General features: G+C 57.6%; 17 protein-coding genes. 2 read left to right on the forward strand and 15 right to left on the reverse strand.

The window, feature by feature from the left end:
• Positions 1–74 precede the first annotated feature (74 nt).
• The 11 genes from ACR0NN_RS11625 to ACR0NN_RS11675 all read right to left on the reverse strand — a co-directional run bounded on the left by ACR0NN_RS11625 (position 75) and on the right by ACR0NN_RS11675 (position 9083).
• On the reverse strand, positions 75–1085 hold the full coding sequence (locus ACR0NN_RS11625) for an ABC transporter permease (RefSeq protein WP_170722086.1): 1011 nt from the start codon (positions 1083–1085) through the stop codon (positions 75–77).
• Positions 1085–2179, reverse strand: a complete 1095-nt coding sequence (locus tag ACR0NN_RS11630) for an ABC transporter permease (protein WP_170685316.1) — start codon at positions 2177–2179, stop codon at positions 1085–1087. The genes ACR0NN_RS11625 and ACR0NN_RS11630 overlap by 1 nt, the downstream gene beginning before the upstream one ends.
• Before the next feature lie 3 nt (positions 2180–2182).
• Entirely contained in the window at positions 2183–3712 is a 1530-nt protein-coding gene (locus ACR0NN_RS11635; RefSeq protein ID WP_170722084.1) for an ABC transporter ATP-binding protein, read from the reverse strand.
• An 81-nt stretch (positions 3713–3793) separates the two neighbouring features.
• Entirely contained in the window at positions 3794–4792 is a 999-nt protein-coding gene (locus ACR0NN_RS11640) for a BMP family ABC transporter substrate-binding protein (RefSeq protein WP_170722081.1), read from the reverse strand.
• A gap of 147 nt (positions 4793–4939) precedes the next feature.
• Entirely contained in the window at positions 4940–5359 is a 420-nt protein-coding gene (locus tag ACR0NN_RS11645) for a GNAT family N-acetyltransferase (protein ID WP_480684705.1), read from the reverse strand.
• Entirely contained in the window at positions 5356–5946 is a 591-nt protein-coding gene (tsaB, locus tag ACR0NN_RS11650) for a tRNA (adenosine(37)-N6)-threonylcarbamoyltransferase complex dimerization subunit type 1 TsaB (RefSeq protein WP_170722079.1), read from the reverse strand. Before tsaB ends, ACR0NN_RS11645 begins: the two co-directional genes overlap by 4 nt.
• Positions 5936–6499: a NifU family protein gene (locus ACR0NN_RS11655; RefSeq protein ID WP_170722077.1), complete on the reverse strand. Its 564-nt coding sequence runs from the start codon at positions 6497–6499 to the stop codon at positions 5936–5938. Before ACR0NN_RS11655 ends, tsaB begins: the two co-directional genes overlap by 11 nt.
• Positions 6500–6568: 69 nt before the next feature.
• Positions 6569–7162, reverse strand: a complete 594-nt coding sequence (locus ACR0NN_RS11660) for a DsbA family protein (protein ID WP_480684708.1) — start codon at positions 7160–7162, stop codon at positions 6569–6571.
• Positions 7163–7171: 9 nt separating this feature from the next.
• The gene (locus ACR0NN_RS11665) at positions 7172–7627 is read right to left on the reverse strand and encodes a universal stress protein (protein WP_170685323.1); all 456 of its coding nucleotides are present in this window, start codon (positions 7625–7627) and stop codon (positions 7172–7174) included.
• Positions 7628–7699: 72 nt separating this feature from the next.
• The gene (locus ACR0NN_RS11670) at positions 7700–8563 is read right to left on the reverse strand and encodes a branched-chain amino acid aminotransferase (protein ID WP_170722071.1); all 864 of its coding nucleotides are present in this window, start codon (positions 8561–8563) and stop codon (positions 7700–7702) included.
• A 58-nt stretch (positions 8564–8621) separates the two neighbouring features.
• Positions 8622–9083: an Lrp/AsnC family transcriptional regulator gene (locus ACR0NN_RS11675; RefSeq protein WP_170722068.1), complete on the reverse strand. Its 462-nt coding sequence runs from the start codon at positions 9081–9083 to the stop codon at positions 8622–8624.
• Between the two features lie 129 nt (positions 9084–9212).
• Here ACR0NN_RS11675 and ACR0NN_RS11680 point away from each other — a divergent pair, with 129 nt between their 5' ends.
• Positions 9213–10262, forward strand: a complete 1050-nt coding sequence (locus ACR0NN_RS11680) for a Glu/Leu/Phe/Val dehydrogenase (RefSeq protein WP_170722066.1) — start codon at positions 9213–9215, stop codon at positions 10260–10262.
• Positions 10263–10324: 62 nt separating this feature from the next.
• Here the strand turns inward: ACR0NN_RS11680 and trpS are convergent, their stop codons facing one another.
• Positions 10325–11353, reverse strand: a complete 1029-nt coding sequence (gene trpS, locus ACR0NN_RS11685) for a tryptophan--tRNA ligase (RefSeq protein ID WP_170722930.1) — start codon at positions 11351–11353, stop codon at positions 10325–10327.
• Positions 11354–11439: 86 nt separating this feature from the next.
• On the opposite strand from trpS, the gene ACR0NN_RS11690 reads away from it, so the two are divergent.
• The gene (locus ACR0NN_RS11690; protein WP_170722063.1) at positions 11440–12126 is read left to right on the forward strand and encodes a rhomboid family intramembrane serine protease; all 687 of its coding nucleotides are present in this window, start codon (positions 11440–11442) and stop codon (positions 12124–12126) included.
• A gap of 6 nt (positions 12127–12132) precedes the next feature.
• Here ACR0NN_RS11690 and murJ read toward each other — a convergent pair whose 3' ends face one another.
• The 3 genes from murJ to ACR0NN_RS11705 are packed head-to-tail and all read right to left on the reverse strand — an operon-like array spanning position 12133 to position 17622.
• Complete coding sequence (gene murJ, locus ACR0NN_RS11695; protein ID WP_170722061.1) at positions 12133–13674, reverse strand: murein biosynthesis integral membrane protein MurJ; 1542 nt, start codon at positions 13672–13674, stop codon at positions 12133–12135.
• Complete coding sequence (locus tag ACR0NN_RS11700; protein WP_170722059.1) at positions 13671–16490, reverse strand: [protein-PII] uridylyltransferase; 2820 nt, start codon at positions 16488–16490, stop codon at positions 13671–13673. Before ACR0NN_RS11700 ends, murJ begins: the two co-directional genes overlap by 4 nt.
• The gene (locus tag ACR0NN_RS11705; protein WP_170722057.1) at positions 16450–17622 is read right to left on the reverse strand and encodes a penicillin-binding protein activator; all 1173 of its coding nucleotides are present in this window, start codon (positions 17620–17622) and stop codon (positions 16450–16452) included. Before ACR0NN_RS11705 ends, ACR0NN_RS11700 begins: the two co-directional genes overlap by 41 nt.
• Between the last annotated feature and the right edge of the window lie 33 nt (positions 17623–17655).

Below are 17655 nucleotides of genomic sequence, written 5' to 3' on the forward strand. Positions count from 1 at the left end.
TGCGTCATACAAAATCAACTCTGTATGCCGCTTTGCAGCAAACAGGACTGAGGGGCAGTCCTAAACTGGCTCTATCAACGTTCTTTTACGTAGGGTTCACCGCCCGCGCGCGGTGGAATCGCTTTGCCGACGAAGCCCGCAAGAATCACCACGGTCAGGATATAAGGCAGCGCGTCCATGACCTGCACCGGGATCACGACCCCGCCCAGATCGATGTTCTGGAATCGCAAAGCGATAGCCTGCAGCAGCCCGAACAACAGACACGCCCACATCGCGTGCCAGGGTCGCCATTTTGCAAAGATCAGTGCGGCGAGCGCGATAAAGCCGCGCCCCGCCGTCATCTCTTTGACGAACCCGGCCTGCAGCGCTGTAGCCAGATAAGCGCCCGCAATTCCGCAGAGAACGCCGCAGATTGCAACAGCCGCATAGCGCAGACCCACAACCGAGACCCCTGCAGTATCGACCGCGGCCGGGTTTTCACCCACGGCGCGCAGGCGCAGACCAAAGCGTGTTCGGAACAGAATCCACCAGGTCAGAGGCACCATGAGGAAGGCCACATAGACCAGAATGGAATGACCGGACAGAAGCTCGGAATAGGCCATATGCAGAGCATTGGTTTCAGACATAAGCTCGGAAACCGGGCGGCCTGTCAGTTCTGCGTCAGCTGGACCGATTGCGTAAGGGAACTCGGCGGATTCAAACCGTCCTTGTCCGAAAAGCGATGGGGTGCGGCCACCTTGTTGGAACCAGCTTTGGGCGATCAAAACGGTCAGGCCTGAGGCAAGGAAGTTGATGGCAACGCCCGAGATGAGTTGATTGCCCCGGAACGTGATTGATGCAAAGCCATGCAGTGCTGAAAGAACCAGAGACGCCGCGATCCCCGCGAACAACCCCAACCAGACAGAACCGGTCACTGCAGCGACAGCTGCCGAGAAGAAGGCTGACATCAGCATCTTGCCTTCGAGACCGATATCAAAGATGCCTGCGCGCTCGGAATAGAGACCCGCCAGACAGGCCAGCAGCAGCGGTGTGGCCAGCCGCACTGTGGAATCGAGGACCTGGATGAGCGTAACGAAGAACTCCATCACTTTGCCCCCTTCCGCAAGCTGAGAAAGATTTTTTCAAGCGGTATGCGCACCATGTTGTCCAGCGCACCGGTGAACAGGATGACGAGCGCCTGGATGACGACGATCAGCTCACGCGGGATTGATGTCCAAAGCGCCAATTCAGCGCCGCCTTGATACAGGAAGCCAAACAGAATCGCGGCCAGAAAAACGCCAAACGGATGTGATCGGCCCATCAGGGCCACGGCGATGCCGATGAACCCCGCGCCTTCGGTCGAATTCAGAACCAGCCGCTCTGCCTCGCCCATGACGTTGTTGATCGCCATCAGACCGGCCAACGCGCCTGAGATAAGCATCGCGATGATCGTGATGCGCACGGGCGAGATACCCGCATAGACCGCACCGGTTTCCGAATGACCATACGCGCGGATTTCATATCCCAGCCGCGTGCGCCAGATCAGGGCCCAAACAACGATGCAAGCTAGGATCGCGACGAAAAACGAAATGTTTGCAGGGGCCCCCCGAAAGACGATGTTCTCAGCGCTCGAAAACATTGACTGGAAGGTCGGCAGGTGTACCGCCTCGGGGAACCGCGCGGTTGCCGGGTCTTGCGAACCTTGCGGCCGCATCACGTTGACCAGCATATAGTTCAGGAAGGCGGCCGCGATGAAATTGAACATGATCGTGGTGATCACGATATGGCTGCCCCGTTTGGCCTGCAGATAGGCCGGGATCGCTGCCCAGGCGGCACCAAACAGTGCCGCACCCAGTGCAGCAGCGACCAATGCGATGCTCCAATGCGGCCAAGGAATGTAAAGACAGACCATGGCAACGCCAAGCCCGCCCAGCATCGCTTGGCCCTCACCCCCGATATTGAACAGACGTGCGTGGAAGGCGACGGCAACAGCAAGGCCTGTGAACATAAAGTTGGTCGCGTAATAGAGCGTATAGCCCCAGCCATAAGTCGACCCGAGGGCGCCTGTGACCATCAGGTTGACCGCTGCAATCGGGTCTTCTCCGATCGCGAGGATGACGATTGCCGAGAGGATTGTGGCCAAGAGCAGGCTGATGATCGGGATCAGCACCACATCGGCCCATTTGGGCATTTTTTCCATGGTTCAGGCGGCCTCTCCTGCAACACCGGCCATTAGCAGGCCCAGTTCTTTTTCATCCGTGTCGGCGGGCAGGCGCTCGCCCATGATATGCCCATCAAACATCACCGCGATCCGGTCTGATAGCGAGAAGATCTCTTCCAGCTCAACTGACACCAGCAAGATCGCCTTACCCTGATCGCGCAGGGCGACAATCTGTTTGTGAATGAATTCGATCGCACCAATATCAACGCCACGCGTGGGCTGTCCGACCAACAACAGGTCGGGGTTGCGCTCAATCTCGCGTGCTACGACGATCTTTTGCTGGTTGCCGCCCGAAAAGCTTTTGGCGGTTAGCCAGCCATTGGGTGGGCGCACATCGAATTTCTCGATCTTGGCTTCGGTATCGGCACGCAGGGCAGCGTTATCCATGAAGATACCGCGCTTGTAGGCCGGGTCGCGATGGTAACCGAAGGCCACGTTTTCCCACGCGTGGAAATCCATGATCAGGCCTTCGCGCTGGCGGTCTTCGGGCACATGAGCGATGTGCTTTGCGCGCCGCGCCTGCCCGTCAGATCCGGCACCGCTGAGGGCCAAAGGTTCACCATTCAACTTGATCGATCCTTGACCAGAACGCATCCCGCCCAGAACTTCGAGCAATTCGGATTGCCCATTTCCGGCGACCCCGGCAATGCCAACGATCTCACCTGCGCGGACCGTCAGATTGATGCCTTTGACACGCTCAACCCCAGACGAGTCGGTGACGCTGAGGTTTTCGATTTCCAGAACCGGTTTGCCCGGTTTCGCCGGTACCTTGTCAACCTGCAGCAGGACCTTGCGGCCTACCATCAGCTCGGCCAGTTCCTGCGGGTTGGTGTCGGCGGTTTTTACGGTCGCCGTCATTTCACCACGCCGCATCACCGAGACGGTGTCGGTGTTTTCCATAATTTCGCGCAGCTTGTGCGTGATCACGATGATCGTTTTCCCTTCGGACCGGAGCCGGTCAAGGATGCGGAACAATTGATCCGCCTCGGCGGGCGTCAAAACCCCGGTGGGTTCGTCGAGGATCAGAATCTCAGCCTTGCGATACAGCGCTTTGAGGATTTCGACCCGCTGCTGCATACCCACGCCAATCTCGTCGATGCGCTTATCAGGATCGACGAAAAGTTCGTATTCTTCCTCTAGGTCTTTCAACTCTTTGCGAGCCTTCGCCAGCGACGGGGCCAACAGCCCACCGTCTTCGGCTCCAAGAACGATGTTTTCCAGAACGGTGAAATTCTCGACCAGTTTGAAATGCTGAAACACCATTCCGATTCCCGAGGCGATCGCCGCCTGGCTGTCAGGGATGTCGGTCTTGGTGCCGTTGATCCAGATTTCGCCTTTGTCGGCTTTGTAAAATCCGTAGAGGATGCTCATCAGCGTGGATTTGCCCGCTCCGTTTTCACCGATGATCCCATGGATCGTTCCGGGGGCGACGCTGATGGAAATATCTTTATTGGCCTGAACCGGCCCAAAGGCTTTGGAAATCCCTTTGAGCTCAATGGCGGGGACGGTCATATCTTGTCCTTGGGTTGCCGAAAGGGCCGCATGCGGCAGAGTGGCGCAGGGCGGAGGCCATGGCCCCCGCCCCCAGTTACATCAGAACTGCAGTGCAGGGCAGCTGTCGTTCTCGTAGTAGCTAACAACGCTTACGTTGCCGTCGATGATATCGCGACGGGCACTTTCAATGGCCGAGTTCATTTCTTCGCTCACCAGTTCCGCGTTGTTTTCATCCATCGCAACGCCAACGCCATCTTGTGCAAGACCCATGGTGTAGACACCGGTCTGGACGTCTTCGCCAGCTTTCATGGCGTCATATACAGCAACGTCCACACGCTTGAGCATCGAGGTCAGGACCTTGCCCGGGTGCAGGTGGTTCTGGTTGCTGTCGACACCGATTGACAGGATGCCTTCGTCGGCCGCGGTTTGCAGAACGCCAACACCGGTACCGCCCGCAGCGGCGTAAATCACGTCAGCACCCTGGCTGATCTGTGCTTTGGTCAGCTCCGAGCCCTTCACCGGGTCGTTCCATGCTGCAGGGGTGGTACCTGTCATATTGGCAACAACGTTGATGTCCGGGTTCACGGATTTCGCGCCTTGTGCGTATCCACAACCAAAGTGGCGGATCAATGGGATATCCATGCCACCGATAAAGCCTACCGTGCCGGACTGGGACGCCATCGCCGCCATCATGCCGACCAAGTATGATCCTTCATGTTCGGCAAATCCGATCTGGCGAATGTTCGGGGCTTCCAGCCAGGTCACGTCAACCGCAACGAATTTGGTATCCGGATAGTCACTTGCGACCGCCGCCAATGGATCGGCCATGGCGAAGCCCATTGTGATAATCGGGTTTGCGCCCGCTTCGGCAAAGCGGCGAAGCGCTTGTTCGCGCTGGGCTTCCGACTGAAGCTCGATCTCGCGATAGGTTTTGCCGGTCTGTTCCGCCCAACGCTGAGCGCCATTATGCGCGGCTTCGTTGAACGATTTGTCGAACTTGCCACCCAGATCAAAGATAAGGGCCGGTTCCGCCATTGCAGCGCCTGCGGTTAGTGCAACCGCCGCGGCTGCGCCCATCAAGGATTTCATAAATGTCATTTGTTACTCCCGTTGGCTATTATCGGTCCGGGGCTCAATCCCCCGGTACCCACTCAGAGCGAGCATACCTGTTGTGATGGCGGGAATTAAGGCTGTTTGCAACAGCTTCGGTCAACTGATTTTTGACCATATGGTCTAAAAAAGTGATTATTTGCCGTTTAGAAGGCATTCCATGACAATTGCATCGACGTTTTGGTCGGTTTTGCGTTGATAATACGCACTGCGCCTACCGCATGGCGTGTATCCACAGGATTGGTACAGGGCGATAGCCTGTTGGTTGTCTTCGGCGACCTCCAGAAAGGCGCGCGTTGCGCCAAGAACCCGTGCTTTGGCGTGCCACTCTGACATGATGGTCCGAGCCAGCCCTTGCCTTTGATGGTCAGGGTGAGTCGCGATTGTCAAAAGCTCAGCCTCATCAGCGATGATTTGGATCAGAGCAAAAGACCGAGCGTCCCCAATGACATAGGTAAAGCGACTGGCCAACAATTCGGCGAATTCATCAGCGCCCCATGGGCGAGACTGGTTGAACGCGGCTGCGTGGATATCCGCCATTTCCTGCGGTGTCATTCGTCCAACAGCACCGGTGGGATATCGCTGGAAGGCGCGGCATCTGCGGGACGAACATAGAATGGGGCTGGTGGGGCTTGCACATCAGTCCAACGGCGCGCAGCAATCAGCGCGATCGCGTTTGCCTGCTGTTCCGGGCTGCTACAGAAATACAGGGGGCCCATTTCTTCTGACAACTGACGTGAGGTCAATCGAGCCGCTTCACCCGCGGGCTGCACATAAACCTGATCACGCGGGGCAGGAATCGCTGGCAGATGACCAGAGGGCGCCAACTCTGCCAGAGCGTCAAAGCCGGACACACCGACGGCGGGAACACCCAGCCCAAGCGCCAAACCGCGCGCTGCGGATACCGAAATACGAATGCCGGTAAAGTTGCCGGGGCCTATTCCAACGCCAATCGCGTCAAGCGACTTCCACGTGCAGCTGTTCCGAGTCAACAGCTCTTCGAGCAATGGCATCAACCGTTCGGCCTGCCCTCGGGTCATCGCTTCAGCATGAGTCGCGATAATTTGGCCGTCTTGCAACAAAGCGGCCGCGCAATGCGCGGCCGATGTGTCAAATGCAAGGATTGTCGGGTCAGACCGCAACAGGGCGAACCTCGGTCACTTCGGGAATGTAGTGACGCAGCAGATTCTCGATCCCCATTTTCAGCGTCAGGGTCGAGGAGGGGCAGCCCGCGCAAGCGCCCTGCATGTGCAGGTAGACTACGCCCCGATCAAATCCGTGGAACGTGATGTCGCCACCGTCTTGCGCCACAGCGGGGCGCACCCGGCTGTCCAGCAGATCTTTGATCTGGTTGACGACCTCGGCATCTTCACCCGTATGTTCAGCGTGACCCGAGGCCGTTTCTACATCCGCGCCCATGACCGGTTGGCCAGACTGGTAATGTTCCATCACAGCGCCAAGGATGGCTGGCTTGATGTGATCCCATTGCACGTCCTCGGATTTGGTAACAGTGACGAAATCATTGCCGAAGAACACGCCTGTCACGCCGTTCACGCCGAAAATACGCTGCGCCAGCGGTGATTTTTCGGCGGCTTCTGCGCTTGGAAAATCTGCGGTGCCCGCTTCCAGAACCGTCTGGCCGGGCAGGAACTTTAATGTTGCCGGGTTAGGTGTGGATTCGGTTTGAATGAACATGTCGCGGCTCCGTCTAAGGTGCCTCTGATATGCGCGTCCAGGCGGGGGAAGTCAAGATTTGGAACCGTTCTAAATTGCGCTCGCATGAGAAATTGCGTCATCCAGGCGGTCGTCGCCCCAAAACAACTCACCCCCAGCGATAAAACTTGGCGCGCCGAATATGTGCAGCGCTTTGGCCTGATCGACCTGATCAAACAGGGCCGTTTTGATCTGTGGATCACCCGTCCGTTCCAAAGTTTCAGGTGAAACATCCGCTGCAACAAGGCAATCGGCTAAAGCCGAAGGGTCCGAGATGTTCTGCCCAGCCCCAAATTGTGCTGAGTAGACCTCCCTTGTGAAAGCGGCTCTCTGATGCCCTTGCTCAACCGCCAACGCCAGACGCGCTGCTTTCAGACTATTCTGCGGAAACGGCTCTGGTTGTTTAAGGGGCAGTTTGCGAGCTGTGCAGAGCCGCTCCATATCGCGCCACATGTACCGTCCTTTTGCGGGATAGAGATTGAATGGCGAGGTGTTCCAGCCCTGTTCCGCAAAGATCGGCCCAAGAAGAAAGGGTTGCCATTCCACCACAACCCCTTTTGCGGACGCCGCCTGTTCGATCCGCATCGCGCTGAGGTAAGAATAGGTTGATGCGAAATCGAACCAGAACTGCAGCTTGGCAGACATGGGCTGGCCTCAGGTAATGGCTTCCAGCTTTTCCTTGCTCAGGTCGCCGGGAACAATGGTGATCGGAATGGGAAGGCTGCCGGAGTTCCGGGTCAACTGCGTGACCAGCGGTCCGGGGCCTTTCTTGTCGGTCCCAGCACCCAGCACTAGCACCCCTATTTCGGTGTCGGATTGGACATGTTCGATGATCTGGGGGACCGGATCGCCTTCGCGGATGGCCAATTCGGGTTCGACCCCTTGCTTGTCGCGCATCCACTTTGCGAAAACTTCAAAATGCGCGTGAATGCGTTCGCGCGCTTCTTCGCGCATCACTTCAGCCACGCCGATCCAATGGTTGAATTCGTCTGGTGGAATAACCGAAAGAACCGTAACTCCGCCGCCGGTATGGGCCGCGCGCATGGCAGCAAAGCGCATGGCGTTCAGGCACTCGCGGCTGTCATCCAGAACGACTAGGAACTTACGCATTTTTGTCCTCGTTTGTTTTCAGGATCATGCCTGACCGCAGGCACTGAGGCAACCGAAACAGGCAGGATCGGGTCAACGATTGCCCGCCGCCCAATCCCAGTACATTTCGCGTGCGCGGCGAGCAATTGGGCCGACCTGATACTGCGTATCATCCAACGCGGTGACCGGGGTTATCTTACTCATGTTACCGCTCATGAAGACTTCGTCGGCCTGGTGAAAATCATCAAAGCTGAGGACTGTTTCGTGTACGGTCACGCCACCATCGCGCAGGTTTTTGATGTGGCGCGCGCGGGTGATCCCGGCCAGGAAGGTTCCGTTAGGGATCGGGGTGAAAACCTCACCATCGCGGACCATGAAAATATTCGCGGTCGCAGTTTCCGCCACGTGCCCCATCGCATCAGCGACCAGCGCATTTGAAAACCCCTTGTTGCGCGCCTCACGCAGCATTCTTGCGTTGTTGGGGTAGAGACACCCGGCCTTGGCGTTAACGACAGCCGATTCAAGCACAGGACGACGAAAGCGGGTGGTCGTCAGCGTCGCCGAGACGGTCTCGGGCGCCATAGGAATTTCTTCGAGGCAGATGGCAAATCCGGTGCTGTCTTCCTGTGGCACAATCGCGGTCTGATCCCCATCGATTCCCCAATACATCGGTCGGATATAAACTGCGGTGTCCGACGCATAGCTTTGAAGTCCTTCATGCACCAGTTCGACCATTTGTTCGGTACTCACCATAGGCGTCAGCATCAACGCCTCGGCCGAGCGATTGACCCGCGCGCAATGAGCATCCAAATCCGGGGTGAGCCCGTTGAAGAACCGGGCACCGTCAAACACGGATGAGCCCAGCCATGCGCCATGGTCAGCTGCGCGCATGATCGGGGCGTCCCCGTCATGCCATTGCCCATCGAAATAGGTGCGGATGTTTTTGCCGACTGCCATTGCGCCCTCCCTCAAGCTTCGGGAAACCTAGGTTGGGGTTGGCGTAAGGTCCAGCAGATTATCCACGTGGCATGGGCAACGCCTCACGCTTGACCATGGTGCGCAAGGCAAAGTTCGATCGCAGATTTCGGATCCCTTGGATTTTCATCAGACGGTTCTCCAAAAACGCATCAAACGCGTTGAGGTCTTTGGCCACAACACGCAGCAGGATATCCCGCGATCCGGTCATAAGGTAACACTCCATCACCTCGTCACAGCGGCGAATGGCCTTTTCGAAAGAATCAATGGCATTCCGATCCTGCTTCTCCAATTCGACAGATACAAAGATCGTAACGCCGAACCCAAGCCGCTCGGGATCAATCCGCGCAGTATATCCCGTTATTATTCCGTCTCGCTGCAACCGATCCAGACGGCGCGCGCAGGGTGTGGGAGACAATCCAACATGATCAGCCAGATTGATAACGGTCATGCGGCCGTCGTTTTGCAGGGCGCGAATTATCTTGGAATCTATATCGTCCATGGTGGAAAGTGCTATCAGAACTAGTCTGAGTGTAGAATATCACTAAAATACCGCCGAAGATAGCGACATTTAGGTGAAAATCGCTCGCTAACAGGTGGCAAACTCCACGGGATAGCCCGGAGGAGAAGAATGGACATCACCGTCATAGACGCGCCAGAGCACGAGTGCGTGGTTGAATTCAAAGACAGCGCACTTGGTCTTTTGGGCTATATCGCTATTCACTCGACCCAACGCGGTCCTGCGGCTGGTGGTGTGCGGATGCGCCCCTATGGGCATGCGGCTGAGGCGTTGCACGATGCCCTGCGATTGGCGAGAGGCATGACTTTCAAAAACGCTGCGGCTGACCTTCCACTTGGGGGTGGCAAAGCCGTTATTATTGGTGACCCGCAGGTCGATAAATCGCCCGAGCTTTTGCGGGCTTTTGGGCAAGTGATCGAAAGCCTGAGTGGCCAGTATTGGACCGCAGAGGACATGGGCATGACACCGGCTGACATGGTGCATATCGGGTCGGGGACCACATATGTGGCCGGTTTGGCAGAGGGCGCGTTTGCCAGCGGGGATCCATCACCGATCACTGCGCGTGGGATCTTCAATGCCATCCGCGTTACGGCGCAGCATCGGTTTGGGCAATCCAGTCTTGGTGGCCTGACCGTGTCCGTTCAGGGCCTTGGTCACGTGGGTGAGCATCTTTGCCAATTGTTGCACGATGAAGGCGCACAGCTGATCGTGACAGATATCGATGCCCGGCAGTCGGCGCGCGTGGCCGAACGGTTTGCAGCACAGGCGGTTGCACCAGATGCGATCTACGGCGTCGAAGCAGATATTTTCGCCCCCTGCGCGATCGGAGGTATCCTGAACGAAACGAGCATTCCTCTCTTACAGGTTGGTGCAGTGGCAGGGGGCGCGAATAACCAATTGGCCAGCGACGCGGATGCGCAATTGCTTCACCAGCGCGGCATTCTGTATGCGCCTGATTTCGTCGCCAATGGTGGAGGCATCGTGAATGTGGCGACAGAAATCTTGCGTATCGCCGAGAGCGAGGCCTGGGTTGCTGATCGATTGCAGGCGCTTGAACAGACGATGGATCGAATTCTGACCAGAGCCAGTATCGAAGGGGTCAGCCCGCATGAGGTTGCCGAATCTATCGTGCATGAGATGCTGCGCCCGCAGGCCGCCTGAGAGACGACAAATCGAAAAACGCCGCCCGTGATAGGACGGCGTTTAGTTTTTCTAATCTGCGGTTACGACTTCCCTGCGCCAACCATGCCGACAATCTCGTAGGTTTTCTGCAAGATCGGTGATGCGATGGCTCGAGCGCGTTCAGCACCACGAGCAAGAATCTGATCGATCTCAGCCTCTTCTCCCATCAGGCGCGCCATCTCGGACGAGATGGGCGACAGCTTTTCAACCGCCAATTCAGCCAGCATTGGCTTGAATTCACCGAACTGCTTGCCGCCAACCTCTGCCAGAACCTGCTCGGCTGTCTGATCGCTGAGCGCGGCGTAGATATTCACCAGATTGCGCGCCTCGGGACGCTCTTCAAGCCCTTTGATTTCCGAAGGCAATGCATCCGGGTCGGTTTTGGCCTTGCGGATTTTCTTGGCGATGGCGTCGGCGTCGTCGGTCATATTGATCCGCGTCATATCAGACGGGTCCGACGACGACATCTTACGCGATCCGTCGCGCAGGTTCATCACACGCGGCGCTGGGCCACCGATGACGGGCTCGGTCACAGGGAAGAAGTCCACGCCATAATCGTGGTTGAACTTGATCGCGATATCGCGGGTCAGTTCCAGATGCTGTTTCTGATCCTCACCAACCGGCACATGGGTCGCGTGATACACCAGAATGTCGGCTGCCATCAGCGCAGGATATGCAAACAAACCCAACGAGGCGTTCTGAGCATTCTTGCCCGCCTTGTCCTTGAACTGAGTCATCCGCTGCATCCAGCCAATCCGGGCGATGCAGTTGAAAATCCAAGCCAGCTGAGTGTGCTCGGGCACCTGGCTCTGGTTGAACAGAATGGACTTTTCGGGGTCCAGACCTGCAGCGATGAACCCCGCACAGACTTCGCGGGTCTTTTCACGCAGGCGATCGGGGTCTTGCCAGACAGTGATCGCGTGGAGGTCAACCATGCAATAGACGGTCTCGAAATCCGGTCCTTGCATATCCACGAAACGTTTGAGTGCACCCAGGTAGTTGCCCAAGTGCAGGTTTCCTGAAGGCTGGATGCCGGAAAACACGCGGGGCGTGAATTGGGTCTCGGTTATCAAAGGAAACTCCTGTCTGGAAAAATCAGCCCCCGTCGCTTACCCATGAGGCAAAGGGACGTCAACAGCCGCGAAAGGCCAGCCCAATGAGCAGTGAGCATTATACACCGCCCGTGAACCCTTTGCCGCCGGTCGTGGTGGCGTTGGTTCTGTTCATCATCGGGATCGAACTGGCCTTCATGCTGGGTAGCCGGGGCTTGATCGGTGGGCCGACCGCTGTCGGGTGGCGGCTGGATGCGCTGCAGCAATATACGTTCTCGCCCGATATTTTCGACTGGATGGTTCAGAACGGGCGTTGGCCGTTCGAGCATTTGATCCGCTTTGTCACTTATCCCTTTGTCCAAGCAAATTTCACGCAAGCCGTGTTTGTCTGCGTGTTTGTTTTGGCTATGGGGAAAATGGTGGCCGAGGTCTTTGGCAGCGTCGCCATGTTGATCATATTTGTGCTGTCAGGTGTCGGCGGCGCGCTGGCCCATGCCTTGCTGCTGAACCCTCCTTATCCGCTGGTCGGTGGGTTCCCTCCGGTCTACGGGCTGATCGGCGCGTTTACCTGGTTATTGTGGCGTAAGCTTTCACTGGTCGGGGAAAACCAATCCCGCGCCTTCAGCCTGATTGCGGTTCTGATGGGGATACAGCTGCTGTTCGGCCTGATTTTTGGAGGCACCTCTGATTGGGTTGCTGATCTGGGTGGGTTCGCCACAGGCTTTGGCTTGTCGTTCTTTCTGGCCCCGGGTGGCTGGGCGCGCATTCTCAGCAAAACACGGCGCGATTAATAGGCATTAGCTGCGACGCAGCGCTGTTCGGAACTCTGAAATCCGGAAGGCGCCGAAGACGTGTCCCAAAAGGAAGTACGCCGCCGCCGCAGACATAATGAGCATCAGCAGTGCAAGATAACGCCAACCCGGCAGGGCAAACGCCCATCCGAATAGCTGGATCGCCGCGAACAACACCACGCCCATGCCTGCTGAGGCCGCAACGATCCGCCAAATCCGTTGTTTGAAACGGTCATCAAACCGGGCCTCATCACCCATTCTGCGCGCACCGATTGCAAGCAGCGCTACCATCGCCCAACCAGCCGTCGATGCCGCGATTGCGGGCGCAATCCACCCGATAATAGGGTAGAGGCCAAAGGCAAGCCCGGCATTCACCACCATTGCAACCACAGCGTATCGAAACGGTGATTTGGTATCCTCGCGCGCAAAGAACAGCGGCTGCAGTAGCTTTTGCAGCATGAATGCGGGCAGTCCGACCCCGTATATGGCCACGGCCAACGCGGTGGCCGCTGTATCCTCGGCGCTGAACTGGCCGCGTTGAAACAGGACGGACACGAGCGGGCCGGGGATGATCATGAAGGCAACCGTTGAAGGCAGGGTCAGCAGCAGTGTGAACTCACCAGCCCGCGAAAAGGCGTTGCGTGCACCATCCTTGTCATCAGCACGCAGGCGGCGTGACAGGTCCGGCAACAGCACGATGCCGACAGCGATGCCAACCACACCAAGCGGCAATTGATACAGGCGATCTGCGGCAAACAACCAGCTGACGGCCTTTTCGGTTTTCGAGGCGACAAGCTGCCCGACCACCAAATTGATCTGCGTCACCCCCATGGCCAGCGCCGCCGGCACCGCGATCCGCACCATGCGCCGCATTTCCGGGCTTAGCTTTGGCCGGCCGGGTCGAATGCGAATGCCCGCGCGTTCGGTTGCAACCCAGACCAGCGCCAATTGCGCGACGCCCGCAACCGGAATGACCGCGATCAGCCAGCGGATCACCTCTCCGCCGGATAGCGCGCCGAAGATCAAGGCGGAACAAGCGAAGATGTTCAGCAATACCGGAGCAGCAGCTGCGGCGGCAAAGCGCCCGGTTGCGTTCAAGACGCCTGAAAACAAAGCGGCGAGAGACATGAACAGAATGTAAGGAAACACGACATAGCCGTAGTCGACCGCAAGATCGAAACGTTCATCGCCATAGAACCCTTCGGCGGTCACCCAGACCAGTGCAGGCATGAAGACCATCGCCAGACCGACAAGGGCCAGCACGGCCACCGCCAACAGGTTGAACGCATCTTGTGCAAAACCTTCGGCGTTTTCGCCTCCCTCCAGGCGCTTTGAGAACATCGGCACAAATGCTGCATTAAACGCACCCTCGGCGAAAAAGCGGCGGAACATATTGGGCAGACGGAACGCAGCAACGAACGCGTCCATCACCGGGCCGGGACCAATATAGGCGGTCAGCAGAATCTCTCGCAAGAAGCCCAGAATGCGGCTTGCCAAGGTCCAGAAACCAACGGTGAAAAAGCCCGAAATCAGGCGGATCGGCTTCATGAGGCCGCCCGCTCGGCGCCTTCGGTGATGGCCGTGCGCAGCTTGGCTTCCAGCCCGCGCTGCTTGGCCTCGGAGTGGTACTTCAAGCCGAACATGTCTTTGACATAGAAGGTATCGACCACCTGTTCGCCATAGGTCGCGATGACGGCATTAGCGACATAGACATTCGCCGCCGCAAGCGTACGGGCCAGGTCATAGAGCAAACCGGGCCGGTCGCGGGTATCAACCTCGATGATCGTGTAAATCTCGGATCCTTCGTTGTCGAAGGTGATATGGGTTGGAACGTTAAAGGCACGTTCACGTTTCTTGATCTTGTCGCGTGATTTCAAGGCATCCCGCGCGACCACTTCACCCTTGAGGGTCTTGTGGATCATCTGGGTCAGACGCGGCAATCGCGAAGCCTCAAACGGATGGCCTTCGGCGTCCTGAATCCAGAACGCATCAGTCACATAGCCGTCTTTGGTCGTATAGCTGCGAGCATCCACCACATTGGCCCCGACAAGGGCCAGCGCCCCGGCGATCCGTGCAAAAATACCTGGGTGATCCCCCATCGCGAAACAGGCGCGGGTCGCGTCGCGATCTTCATCCGGATGAAGGCAGATTTCGACGGCACCGGGATCGCCGCTATCTTCCAGCGATTTCAACATCTGCGCAAATTCGACATGGGTTGAAAGGTTCAGACCTTGCCAATAGGGATCATAATGCCGCCCTGTTTCGGTCTTCAGATCGGTTTTGGACCAGCTCTCCAACGCAGCGCGCAACCGTTTTTTCGCCTCGGCCCCGCGATTGGCGCGGTTGAGGATTTCCATCCCCGATTCCAGCGCGCGCTTGGTGTCGGCGTGCAGGGCGCGCAGCAATGTGGCTTTCCAGTTGTTCCACGTGTTTGGCCCAACCCCGCGAATGTCGCAAACTGTCAGCACCGTCAACAAATCCAGCCGTTTGACGGTGCCAACGGCTTTGGCGAAATCGCGGATTGTGCGCGGGTCCGAGATATCGCGCTTTTGCGCCATATCGGACATCAACAGGTGATAGCGCACCAGCCATTCCACGGTTTCCGCATCGGACTTATTCAGCCCAAGGCGGGGCGCAACCTTGCGGGCGATTTGCGCGCCAAGGATTGAGTGATCTTCGGGCCGCCCCTTGCCGATATCGTGCAGCAGCAGGGCCACGTACAGAACCTTGCGATTGACGCCTCCTTCAAGGATCGATGACGCCAGCGGCAGTGCTTCGATCAGCTCTCCGCGCTCGATCTGGGCCAGATTGACAATGCACTGGATCGTGTGCTCATCCACCGTATAGCTGTGATACATATTGAACTGCATCATCGCCACGATCGGCTCGAACTCGGGCAAAAAGGCCGACAAAACACCCAATTCGTTCATCCGACGCAGAGCGCGTTCGGGGTTGCCGTGTTTTAGCATCAGATCAAGGAAGATGCGCCGCGCCTCTTTGTCGTTGCGCATCTCTTCGTCGATGAGGTTCAGGTTTGCCGTGACCAGTCGCATCGCGTCCGGGTGGATCAGCATCCCTGTGCGCAGGCCTTCTTCGAACAGCCTCAGCAGATTGAGCTTGTCTTGCAGAAATTTGTCTGGCTCAGCAATATCCAGTCGACCGTGGACAACTCTGTACCCGGCCTTGACCCGAGGACGACGGCGGAAGATGCGTTCCAACAAAGCCGCACCCTTCATGTGCGAGGCTTCTAGCTTGGTCAAAAAGATGCGGGTCAGCTCGCCCACGCGGGTTGCTTCACGGAAATAGCGTTGCATGAACACTTCGACGGCACGCCGCCCGGCGCGGTCTTCATAACCCATGCGCTCGGCCACCTCGACCTGCAGATCGAAGGTAAGCTGTTCGGTCGCGCGGCCTGTCACCAGGTGTAGATGAGACCGAACAGCCCATATAAAATCTTCGGCCTGAACGAACTCGTCAAACTCTTCCGGAGTGAACAGGCCCATCGGGACCAGCTCAGCCACATCTTTCACGCCATAGATGTACTTGGCGATCCAATAGAGCGATTGCAGATCGCGCAGGCCGCCTTTGCCCTCTTTGACATTGGGCTCAACCATGTAGCGTTCACCCTGCTTTAGATGCCGCTCATCCCGTTCTTTCAGTTTGGCTTCGATGAATTCGCGTTCGCTGCCTTTGAAAAGGTCAGTTTTCAGACGCGCCTCAAGCTCAAGCGCCAATGCCTGATCCCCGACCAGGTAGCGCTGCTCCAGCATGGCAGTCCGGATGGTAAAATCATCGGCCCCCAGACGCAGGCAGTCTTTGATCGTTCGCGATGAATGCCCGACCTTCAAGCGCAAATCCCACAGGATGTAGAGCATGGATTCGATCACGCTCTCAGCCCATGCAGTGATCTTGTACGGGGTCAGGAACAGCAGGTCGACATCAGACGAAGGCGCCATCTCGCCGCGCCCATATCCACCCACGGCCAGCACAGCGATCTTCTCGCCTTGGGTGGGGTTTGCGAGGGGGTGCAAATGCTCGCTCGCGACGCGCATCGCGGTGCAAACCATCTGATCAGTCAGAAAGGTGTAGGAATGTGTCAGCGGCCTCGCGTCGAACGGGCGTTGGGCAAAAGCATCAGCAATCGCTTTGCGTCCGTCTTTTTGGGCGTCGCGCAGTATACGCACCGTTTCGGCACGCAGGGCGGCATTGTCCGAAGTGTTTTTAACCGCATCGGTCAGGCTGGCGTTGACCTTGGCACTGTCAAAAATCTCGTCAGCCGGACAGATCAGTTTGGCTTCGAGCGCAGAATTCTGCGCCGGTCGCTCAGAATCCGGCGCCAGAGAAGCTTTGTGGGGCAGGGTCAATCACAACCACCTGTTTGTTCTGGATCGTGGCAACAGCCAGACCGCGTTCATTCGTACCGTTTGGTCGTAGGCGGAAGATTCCGCCGACACCCTGAAATCCGGCGTTTTGGGTCAGTGCTGCCCCTGTCAGAGCATCGGATTTGCCTTGGCTGACCAGCGCTCCGATTGCTGCGATCCCGTCATAGGCCAGCCCAGAGATCGGGTGTGGCGCCTCGCCATACGTGTTGTTGTACCGCTGGCGATAGGCCTGTGCCTTAGCCGGATCAGGCAGCGCAAACCACCCGCCCTGAACACCAGGCAATTCCAGCGTCTGAGCCGGGATGTCCCAACGTGTCAGGCCGATATACTGGGTTGTTGCAGGGGATACGCCTGCCTCGGGCAGCAATTGGCTATAGAGCGGCAGCGCGCCCGCCGTGGTTGCAGTCAGGAAAATCGAATCCGCACCGGTCGAATCGACCGTTGCCTTGATCGCAGGAACCGAGTCGATCACGCCTTGCTGAGACCGGTCATACCCGACCGTTCCCGCATTGTTGACGCGGCTGTTGCTAAGCGCGGTGGCAATCGCGGACTGGCCGAGCTGACCCGCAGAATCGTTGCTGTGTACAATGACTGTGGTGTTTTTGCCCTGCTGTCCGGCGTAGTTCACCAGCCGATTGGCAGTGTTCTGGAAGGTGGGTCCAAGCACATAGACATTTCCGCCCGCAATGCTGGTGTTGTTTGAGAAGGACAGCACGTTGACGTTATTGTTCAATACCGCAAGGCCCGCCGCATTGGCGGCCTGGGCGTAAACCGGTCCAAGAATGATCTTGGCCCCGTCTGCAACAGCCTGTTGCGCAACCGCCGAGGCCGTCCCGGCATTGCCAGCCGTGTCATACACGCGCAGATCAATCTTAACGTTCGGCAAATCCGCGATGGCCAGCCGCGCCGCGTTTTCAAGGCTGCGGGCAAGGGCCGCGTCACCGGATTGAGGCGATCCACTTGGGACCAACAGGGCCACCGGCACCGGGTCAGAGGTATCAATCGAAGGCCCTCCGCCGATACCACCAACATCACAGGCGGCCAAAAAAGCGGCGGTGGCCAGAACAATGGCGGATTTCGCCAGTTTGCGTGCGGGCTTGCAAACGGTAAACATCTAAAAGAAAACTCCCTGATCCGGCGTCTGAGG

The organism is Ruegeria sp. BA2 (assembly GCF_056539605.1).

Coding starts and splice junctions, on each gene's coding strand:
- ACR0NN_RS11625 (WP_170722086.1), bottom strand. CDS start 1,085: ATGGAGTTCTTCGTTACGCTCATCCAGGTCCTCGATTCCACAGTGCGG.
- ACR0NN_RS11630 (WP_170685316.1), bottom strand. CDS start 2,179: ATGGAAAAAATGCCCAAATGGGCCGATGTGGTGCTGATCCCGATCATC.
- ACR0NN_RS11635 (WP_170722084.1), bottom strand. CDS start 3,712: ATGACCGTCCCCGCCATTGAGCTCAAAGGGATTTCCAAAGCCTTTGGG.
- ACR0NN_RS11640 (WP_170722081.1), bottom strand. CDS start 4,792: ATGACATTTATGAAATCCTTGATGGGCGCAGCCGCGGCGGTTGCACTA.
- ACR0NN_RS11645 (WP_480684705.1), bottom strand. CDS start 5,359: ATGACACCGCAGGAAATGGCGGATATCCACGCAGCCGCGTTCAACCAG.
- ACR0NN_RS11655 (WP_170722077.1), bottom strand. CDS start 6,499: ATGTTCATTCAAACCGAATCCACACCTAACCCGGCAACATTAAAGTTC.
- ACR0NN_RS11660 (WP_480684708.1), bottom strand. CDS start 7,162: ATGTCTGCCAAGCTGCAGTTCTGGTTCGATTTCGCATCAACCTATTCT.
- ACR0NN_RS11665 (WP_170685323.1), bottom strand. CDS start 7,627: ATGCGTAAGTTCCTAGTCGTTCTGGATGACAGCCGCGAGTGCCTGAAC.
- ACR0NN_RS11670 (WP_170722071.1), bottom strand. CDS start 8,563: ATGGCAGTCGGCAAAAACATCCGCACCTATTTCGATGGGCAATGGCAT.
- ACR0NN_RS11675 (WP_170722068.1), bottom strand. CDS start 9,083: ATGGACGATATAGATTCCAAGATAATTCGCGCCCTGCAAAACGACGGC.
- ACR0NN_RS11680 (WP_170722066.1), top strand. CDS start 9,213: ATGGACATCACCGTCATAGACGCGCCAGAGCACGAGTGCGTGGTTGAA.
- ACR0NN_RS11690 (WP_170722063.1), top strand. CDS start 11,440: ATGAGCAGTGAGCATTATACACCGCCCGTGAACCCTTTGCCGCCGGTC.
- murJ (WP_170722061.1), bottom strand. CDS start 13,674: ATGAAGCCGATCCGCCTGATTTCGGGCTTTTTCACCGTTGGTTTCTGG.
- ACR0NN_RS11705 (WP_170722057.1), bottom strand. CDS start 17,622: ATGTTTACCGTTTGCAAGCCCGCACGCAAACTGGCGAAATCCGCCATT.